At 66.0% G+C, this 8,520-nt stretch carries 6 protein-coding genes and 1 pseudogene; 3 read left to right on the forward strand and 4 right to left on the reverse strand.

Annotated features, from left to right (window positions below):
- A pseudogene (locus RMO40_RS06885) lies at positions 1–2,486 on the forward strand (efflux RND transporter permease subunit); the annotation flags it as partial.
- A gap of 4 nt (positions 2,487–2,490) precedes the next feature.
- On the opposite strand, the gene mobA reads toward RMO40_RS06885, so the two are convergent.
- The 3 genes from mobA to RMO40_RS06900 are packed head-to-tail and all read right to left on the reverse strand — an operon-like array spanning position 2,491 to position 4,914.
- On the reverse strand, positions 2,491–3,072 hold the full coding sequence (gene mobA / locus RMO40_RS06890) for a molybdenum cofactor guanylyltransferase MobA (protein ID WP_309718164.1): 582 nt from the start codon (positions 3,070–3,072) through the stop codon (positions 2,491–2,493).
- Positions 3,065–4,189, reverse strand: coding sequence for a GTP 3',8-cyclase MoaA (gene moaA, locus RMO40_RS06895; RefSeq protein WP_309718169.1), 1,125 nt, complete (start codon positions 4,187–4,189; stop codon positions 3,065–3,067). The genes mobA and moaA overlap by 8 nt, the downstream gene beginning before the upstream one ends.
- Before the next feature lie 44 nt (positions 4,190–4,233).
- Entirely contained in the window at positions 4,234–4,914 is a 681-nt protein-coding gene (locus tag RMO40_RS06900; protein WP_309718172.1) for a C40 family peptidase, read from the reverse strand.
- Positions 4,915–5,079: 165 nt separating this feature from the next.
- Here RMO40_RS06900 and acuI point away from each other — a divergent pair, with 165 nt between their 5' ends.
- Together acuI and RMO40_RS06910 are read left to right on the forward strand one after the other, a co-directional pair.
- Entirely contained in the window at positions 5,080–6,060 is a 981-nt protein-coding gene (gene acuI, locus RMO40_RS06905; RefSeq protein ID WP_309718175.1) for an acrylyl-CoA reductase (NADPH), read from the forward strand.
- A gap of 24 nt (positions 6,061–6,084) precedes the next feature.
- Complete coding sequence (locus RMO40_RS06910) at positions 6,085–7,974, forward strand: propionate--CoA ligase (protein WP_309718179.1); 1,890 nt, start codon at positions 6,085–6,087, stop codon at positions 7,972–7,974.
- 105 nt (positions 7,975–8,079) lie between these two features.
- On the opposite strand, the gene RMO40_RS06915 is transcribed toward RMO40_RS06910, so the two are convergent.
- Positions 8,080–8,520: PhoH family protein (locus tag RMO40_RS06915; protein WP_309718182.1), on the reverse strand; the 441-nt coding region annotated here is incomplete at its 5' end.

The following is an 8,520-nucleotide window of genomic DNA, read 5'->3' on the forward strand; positions in this document are numbered from 1 at the left end:
CGTGCAGGATGTGGAAGACGCCTTGCGCAAGCAGAACCTCGAGGTGCCTGCCGGCCGCATCGAAAGCCAGCAGCGCGAGTTCAGCGTCACGGCGCGCACCGATCTCAACACCGTGGCGCAGTTCGATGCGGTGGTGCTCAAGCTCGCCAACGGCTACACGGTGCGGCTGCGTGATGTCGCGCGCATCGAGCAGGCCTCGGCCAGCGACCGCAGCAGCGTGCGGCTCAACGGCGTGCCTTCGGTGTCTCTGGGGGTCATCCGCCAGGCCACGGCCAACCCGTTGGAGGTGGCTGCGGGTGTGCGCGAGATGATGCCCAAGCTGCAGCTCGACCTGCCGGCTAGCGTGAAGGTGCAGGTGGCCAACGACAACTCGGTGTTCATCGAGAAGTCGATCAAATCGGTGTTCACCACCATCACCGAAGCGGTGTTGCTGGTGGCGCTGGTGGTGTTCATCTTCTTGCGCCACTTGCGCGCGGCCATCATTCCGCTGGTGACGATACCGGTGAGCTTGATCGGCACCTTTGCCATCATGGCGATCGCCGGCTTCACCATCAACACGCTCACGCTGCTGGCGCTGGTGCTGGCCATCGGCCTGGTGGTCGACGACGCGATCGTGGTGCTGGAAAACATCTTCCGCCACATCGAAGAGGGCATGGAGCCTTTCCAGGCGGCGTTGAAGGGTGCCAAGGAAATCGGCTTCGCAGTGGTCGCGATGACGATGACGCTGGCCGCCGTGTTTGCACCGCTCGCGTTTGCGCCGGGGCGCACCGGGCGGTTGTTCACCGAGTTTGCGCTGACGCTGGCGGGCGCGGTGATCGTCTCCGGGTTCGTGGCCCTCACGCTCACGCCCATGATGTGCAGCAAGCTGCTGCGCCATGAGTCCAAGCCCAACCGCTTCGACGTGTGGATGGAGTCGGCATTCAACCGTCTCACCGCTGGCTACTCGGGCGCGCTCGGCTGGACACTTGCCCACCGCTGGGTGGTGCTGGTGGTGATGGTGGTGTCGGCCGCTGGCAGCTGGTGGTTGTTCAGCACCGCCAAGAGCGAACTCGCGCCGCTCGAAGACCGAGGCGTGATCCTCACCTCGGTCAATGCCCCCGACGGCTCGACGCTCGACTACACCTCGCGCTACCTGCGCGCCATCGAAGACATCGGCAAGGACTACCCCGAGTTCGACCGTGTCTTCGTGGTCGCTGGCAACCCCAGCGTGTCGCAAGGCATCGCCATCATGCGCACGGTCGACTGGGACTTGCGGGAGCGCAGCACGCTGCAGCTCGCGCGTGAGCTGCAGCCTCGTTTTGCCGGCCTTCCCGGTGTGAGCGCATTCCCGGTCACGCCACCCAGCCTGGGGCAGGGCTTTCGCGAGCGGCCGATCAACTACGTGATCGTCACCAGCGACAGCTACGACAACCTGTCGAAGGCGGTGCAGCAGTTTCTGGCTGAGATGGCCAAGAACCCGGGCTTCGTGCAGCCCGACACCGACTTGCGGCTCAACAAGCCCGAGATCTTTCTGGAGGTCGATCGCGACCGCGCGTCAGACGCCGGTGTGAGCGTCGACCAGGTGGCGCGCACCGTCGAGACCATGCTCGGCGGCCGCGCCGTCACGCGCTACAAGCGCGACGCCGACCAGTACGACGTGCTGGTGCAGACCGAGAGCCGCGGCCGCACCACGCCCGAAGACATCGACAAGCTCTTCGTGCGTGGCCGTGGCGAGGTGATGGTGCCGCTGTCGTCCATCGTCAAGGTGCGGGAGGCGGTGAGCCCGCGCGAGCTGAACCACTTCAACCAGCGCCGTTCGGTGTCGATCACCGCCAACCTCGCGCCGGGTTATGCGCTGGGCGAAGCGCTACAGTTCATGGACGACACCGCCCGCAAGGTGCTGCCGGCGGGCTACTCGACCGAGCTGAACGGGGTGTCGCGTGAGTTCCGTTCATCGAGCGGGGCGCTGGGACTCGTGTTCGCCCTGGCGCTGTTGTTCATCTTCCTGGTGCTGAGCGCGCAGTTCGAAAGTTTTGTCGACCCCTTCGTGATCTTGCTGGCGGTGCCCTTGTCGATGGTGTGCGCTGCTGGCCTTGAAGCTGGCTGGCGGCACGCTCAATGTCTATTCGCAGATCGGCCTGATCACCCTGGTGGGCTTGATCACCAAGCACGGCATCTTGATCGTGGAGTTCAGCAACCAGTTGCGCCAGCAGGGGCGCAGCCTGCAAGACGCGGTGATCGAAGCGGCTTCGTTGCGCCTGCGGCCCATCCTGATGACCACGGGCGCGATGGTGCTGGGGGCGCTGCCGCTGGCCTTGTCGAGCGGGGCCGGCGCCGAGAGCCGCCAGCAGATCGGCTGGGTGATCGTAGGTGGCATGTCGCTGGGCACCTTGCTCACCATCTTCGTGGTGCCGACGGTGTATTCCATGTTGGCCCGCAAACAGGCTCCAGGGGCGAATGAGACGCCGGCCGATCCCGACGAGACGGTGAGCTCCGCGCACGCCTGAGCGATCAAGCGCGGGCCAGGTCGTCGGGTGTGTTGATGTTGAAGAAGGCGCTGTCGTCGTCGAAGGCCACTTCGGCGCGGCGGTGCTGCTCTGTCCAGCGCTCGATCTTGCGTTGACCTGATTGCATGTAGCTCAGCAGGCTGGCTTGCAGCTCGCGCTTGATCAGGCAGAAGGCGGGCTCCAGGCCCAGTGGCGTGCGGGCGACGGCCAGATCGGCCTGGTTTTCGGTGACGGCCTTTGACAGGCGCTGCACCAGGTCGGTCGGGAAGTGCGGGCTGTCGCACGGCACGGTCACCATGTACGCCGTCTCACAGTGCTGCAAGCCGGCCAGAAAGCCGGCCAGCGGGCCTGCGTAGCCCGCCATGTCGACCGGATCGGGCCACACCGGCATGCCCATCTGCGCATAAACATCGAGGTTGCGGTTGGCGCTGATCATCACGCGGTCGACCTGCGGCGCGAGGCGCTGCAAGGCGTGCAGCGCCAGGGGCTGGCCGGCGAACAGCTGCAGGCCCTTGTCGACACCGCCCAGTCGGCTGCCCTGGCCGCCGGCGAGGATCAGCCCGGTGATCTGGCTGCGATCAACCACCGATGTAATGCATCTCGACGCGGCGCGCACCCGAGCCCGTGTCCGCCAGCTGGCCGGCGCGCAGCTCCGAATAACGGTCGCCTCGCCCTTGCCAGATCAGGCCGACGGCGTTTGCGATCTGCTCGTCGCTGTAGTCGCCACGCAGCAGTGAGCGCAGGTCGTGCCCTTGGGTCGCAAACAGGCACAGGAAGAGCTTGCCTTCGGTCGAGAGCCGCGCGCGGTTGCAGTCGCGGCAGAAGGCCTGCGTCACGCTGGAGATGACGCCGACCTCGCCGCGGCCGTCGGCATAAGACCAGCGTTCGGCGGTTTCGCCGGCGTAGTTGGCGTCGATGGCGCGCACCGGGAAGGCTTGGTGGATGCGCGCGATCACCTGCGCCGAGGGCAGCACCTGGTCCATGCGCCAGCCGTTGGTTTCACCCACGTCCATGTACTCGATGAAGCGCAGGATGATCTTGCCGCCGAGGTGCTCGCGAAAGTGCTGCGCCATCGGCACGATCTGGTGGTCGTTGGTGCCATGCTGCACCACCATGTTGACCTTGATCGGGCCGAGGCCCACACGTTCGGCCTCGGCAATGCCGGCAAGCACGTCGGCGACGGGGAAGTCGGCGTCGTTCATGCGGCGGAAGATGCTGTCGTCGAGCGCGTCCAGGCTGACCGTCACGCGCTGCAGGCCGGCGTCTTTCAGGGCCTGGGCTTTCTTGGCGAGCAGCGAGCCGTTGGTGGTGAGGGTGAGGTCGAGCGGCTCGCCGTCGGGCGTGCGCAGCTCGCTCAGCATGGCGATCAGCACTTCGAGGTTCTTGCGCAGCAGCGGCTCGCCGCCGGTCAGGCGGATCTTCTGCACGCCGTGGGCGGCAAACAGCCGGGCGGTGCGGGTGATTTCTTCAAAACTCAGCAGCGAACCCTGCGGCAGGAACTGGTAGTTCTTGTCGAACACCTCCCTCGGCATGCAGTAGCCGCAGCGGAAGTTGCAGCGGTCGGTGACCGAGATGCGCAGGTCGCGCAGCGGGCGGCCCAGGGTGTCGGCCAGCAAACCGGTGCTGGCGATGGGCCGTGTGGGAATGTGGGGCAGGGCCGCTGAGTAGCGTTGGTCTGCGATGGGAATGACTCTTTCCGTCATCGACGGATTGTGCCCGCGCGAGAGAAGCCGCGCTGTGCGCCGGATCAAGGGGCGTCGTTGTGGCCCAGGGGCGGGGTTTCGTGGGCGGGTGGTGCCACGGGTAGGGCGCTCACCGGGGTGGCCGGGGCCTGGGCGGCACGGCGCGCGCCAGTGAAACGTTTGGCCCAGTAGCGCACGCCCATGTTTTCAACCCGCACCTCGCCGCCGGGTTTGGGCGCGTGAATGAACTTGCCTTCGCCCACGTAGATACCCACATGCGAGAAAGTGCGCTTCAGCGTGTTGAAGAACACCAGGTCGCCGGGCTGCAACTCATCGCGCTTGACGGGGGCCAGCCCCGAAGCCTTGGCCTGCTCGTCGGCCTTGCGAGGCAGCAGCAGGCCGAGGCTGTTTTCGTAGATGTGGCGGGTGAAGCCGCTGCAGTCAAAGCCGTTGTCGGCGGTGTTGCCGCCGCGCTTGTAGGGCACGCCGAGGAAGTTCATCGCCGAGACCACCAGACCGGAGGTGGCATTGCGCACCTGCTGGCCCAGGCTGGCAGCGCTGTCGACCGTGGTGGTCGGGCTGTCGAACACCTTCGCGTCGAGCAAACCTTTGTCGACCAGCAGCCTGGTCACCGGGTCGCTGGTGTTGGGCGCCGCCTGCACCAGCGAAGACGCCGTCGCGCAGGCCAGCGCGAGCAGCGCGGCTCGGGCGAGGGTGATGACGTGAGTGAGGGCCGGGCGGATCATGCGCGCGAGCATAGGCAGCGACGGTGGCGGCGTCAACCGAAAGTGCTGTCGCCACGGGGACTTGGGTGCGTTTCTTCATGTTCCGACTGCCTTCGGGCACAGGCTTGCACCGATGTGTGGCGCCCGCTGCCGGGTTAGTCTGTGCTGTTCGATGAAGGAGTCACCATGTTCAAGGCCTTGCTGTTGGAGAAAAACGAGGGCGGGTTTTCTGCCCGTGTGCAACCGGTGGGCGAAGCCAGGCTCCCGGTGGGTGACGTGCTGGTGCAGGTCGCCTGCTCCACCCTCAACTACAAGGACGGCCTGGCCATCACCAACCGGGGCCCGGTGGTGCGGCAGTGGCCCATGGTCGCCGGCATCGACGGCGCCGGCACCGTGTTGGAAAGCACGCACCCGGCCTGGAAAGCTGGCGACGCCTTCGTGCACAACGGCTGGGGCGTGGGCGAGACACATTGGGGCTGCCTCGCCGAGCGAGCGCGCTTGAAGGGCGATTGGCTGGTCAAGCTGCCGGCGGCATTCACCGCCCGCCAGGCCATGGCCATTGGCACCGCCGGCTACACCGCCATGTTGTGTGTGCTGGCGCTGGAACGCCACGGCGTGAAGCCGGGTGACGGCGAGGTGCTGGTCACCGGCGCCACCGGTGGCGTGGGCAGCGTGGCCACCGCCTTGCTGGCCGGCCTGGGCTACCGCGTGATCGGCTCCACCGGCAAGGCCGGCGAGGCCGACTACCTGAGTGCGTTGGGCGCGGCCGGGGTGATTGACCGCGCCGAGTTGTCGGCCCCGGGCAAGCCGCTGCAAAAAGAGCGCTGGACCGCGGTGGTCGATGCCGTGGGCAGCCACACCCTCGTCAACGCCTGCGCTCAAACCCGCTATGGCGGTGTGGTGGCCGCCTGCGGCATGGCCCAGGGCATCGATCTGCCAGGTACGGTGATGCCTTTCATCTTGCGCAGCGTCACCCTGGCCGGGGTCGACAGCGTGATGGCGCCGCTCCCTCTGCGTCAGCTGGCCTGGGACAGGTTGGCGAAAGCATTGGACCCTAAGCTGCTCGATCGGATCACCCAAGACATCAAGCTGGACGAGGCCATCGAGCATGCCCAGGCCTTGATGGCGGGCAAGGTGCGTGGCCGCCTGGTCGTGCACATTCAATAAAAGACTTTGGCCAGGAGACGGCGCATGACCCGCTTTGCAGACTTTCACCAGCGCTCGCTCGATGACCGCGACGGCTTCTGGGCCGAGCAGGCGACGCTGATCGACTGGCACCAACCCTACGAGCAAGTCTGCGACTACGACAACCCGCCGTTTGCCAAGTGGTTCGTGGGCGGGCAGACCAACCTGTGCCACAACGCCGTCGATCGCCATCTGGCCGCGCGCGCCGATCAAAACGCGCTGATCTGGGTCTCCAGTGAAACCGGGCAGGAGCAAACCTACAGCTTTCGCCAGCTGCACGCCGAAGTGCAGCGCATGGCGGCCTGCCTGCTGGAACTGGGGGTCAAGAAGGGCGACCGGGTGCTGGTCTACATGCCGATGATTCCCGAAGCGGCGTTTGCCATGCTGGCCTGCGTGCGCATCGGTGCCATCCATTCGGTGGTGTTCGGCGGGTTTGCCAGCGGCAGCCTGGCCAGCCGCATCGACGATGCGACGCCCGCAGTGGTGGTGAGCGCCGATGCGGGCAGCCGCAGTGGCAAGGTCGTGGCCTACAAACCCCTGCTCGACGAAGCGCTGCGCCTGTCGGTCCATAAACCACGCAAGGTGCTGATGGTCGATCGCGGGCTCGCGCCGTTCCAGCGCGTGGCTGACCGCGACGTCGACTACGCACCGCTGCGCGAGAAACATCTCAAGACTGTGGTGCCTTGCGTCTGGCTCGACGCCACCCACCCGAGCTACACGCTCTACACCAGCGGCACCACCGGCAAACCCAAGGGCGTGCAACGCGACACCGGCGGTTATGCCGTGGCGCTGGCCGCGAGCATGAAGCACATCTTCCAGGGCCAGGGGGCTGAGACGTTTTTCTGCGCCAGCGACATCGGCTGGGTGGTAGGCCACAGCTACATCATCTACGGCCCGCTGATCGCCGGGATGGCGACGTTGATGTACGAGGGTTTGCCAATTCGCCCCGACGCGGGCGTGTGGTGGAGCCTGGTCGAGAAGTACAAGGTGAGCCTGATGTTTACCGCACCGACCGCCGTGCGGGTGCTGAAAAAGCACGACGCTGCGTTCCTGACGAAGTACGACCTGAGTTCGTTGCGTGCGCTCTTTCTCGCGGGTGAGCCGCTTGACGAGCCCACGGCGCAATGGATCGCGCAAGGCCTGGGCAAGCCGGTGATCGACAACTACTGGCAAACCGAAACCGGCTGGCCCATTCTCACCATTGCCAACGGCGTGGACAAGGCGCCCACCAAGTTCGGCAGCCCCGGTTTTGCGATGTACGGCTACGACGTGAAGCTGCTCGACGACGCCACCGGCCAGGAGCTCACCGAGCCCAACCAGAAGGGCGTGCTGGTGATCGAAGGCCCGCTGCCGCCGGGGTGCATGCAAACCGTGTGGCGCGATGACGAGCGTTTCGTCAACACCTACTGGAAGACCATCCCCGGGCGCATGGTCTACAGCACCTTCGACTGGGGCATTCGCGATGCGGACGGCTACTACTTCATCCTCGGCCGCACCGACGACGTGATCAACGTGGCCGGCCACCGCCTGGGCACGCGCGAGATCGAAGAGAGCATCTCCAGCCACCCCTCGGTGGCCGAAGTCGCCGTGGTCGGCGTGGCCGATCCGCTCAAGGGCCAGGTGGCCATGGCCTTCGTGGTGGTGAAAGACACGAACGCCATCCCCGACGATGCCGCCAAGCTCAAGCTCGAAGGCGAGATCATGAAAACGGTGGACTCGCATCTGGGAGCCGTCGCGCGGCCGTCACGCGTGCGATTCGTGACGGTGCTGCCCAAGACACGCTCGGGCATGCTTTTGCGCCGCGCGATCCAGGCGGTCTGCGAGCAGCGCGACCCGGGTGATCTGACGACGATCGAAGACCCGAGCGCGCTGCAGCAGATCCGAGATTTGATTTAGCCCCCCAGTCGCTTCGCTCCTGCCCCCAAGGGGCGCCGCCTGGCGGCCCGGCAAAGCCGGCTCCGCGGGCGTTGCTTGAGGGAGCGCAACGCTTCGCTTGCGCGGTTAGAGAACTTCGGAGGCGAAGTCGGCCAATCTGGAGCGTTCGCCGCGCGCCAGCATGATGTGCCCCGAGTGCGGCCAGCCCTTGAAGCGGTCGACCGCGTAGGTGAGACCCGAGCTGCCTTCGGTGAGGTAGGGCGTGTCGATCTGCGCCAGGTTGCCCAGGCAAACGATCTTGGTGCCCGGGCCGGCGCGGGTGATCAGCGTCTTCATCTGCTTGGGCGTCAAGTTTTGTGCCTCGTCGATGATGACGAACTTGTTCAGGAAGGTGCGCCCGCGCATGAAGTTCAGGCTCTTGATCTTGATCTTGCTGCGCACCAGGTCGTTGGTCGCCGCGCGGCCCCACTCGCCGGCGCCACCGTCGGTCTTGGACAGCACTTCGAGGTTGTCGTCCAAGGCGCCCATCCACGGGCCCATCTTTTCTTCTTCGGTGCCGGGCAGGAA

The sequence above is a fragment of the Rhizobacter sp. genome, assembly GCF_031412075.1.
Lineage (GTDB): Bacteria > Pseudomonadota > Gammaproteobacteria > Burkholderiales > Burkholderiaceae_C > Rhizobacter.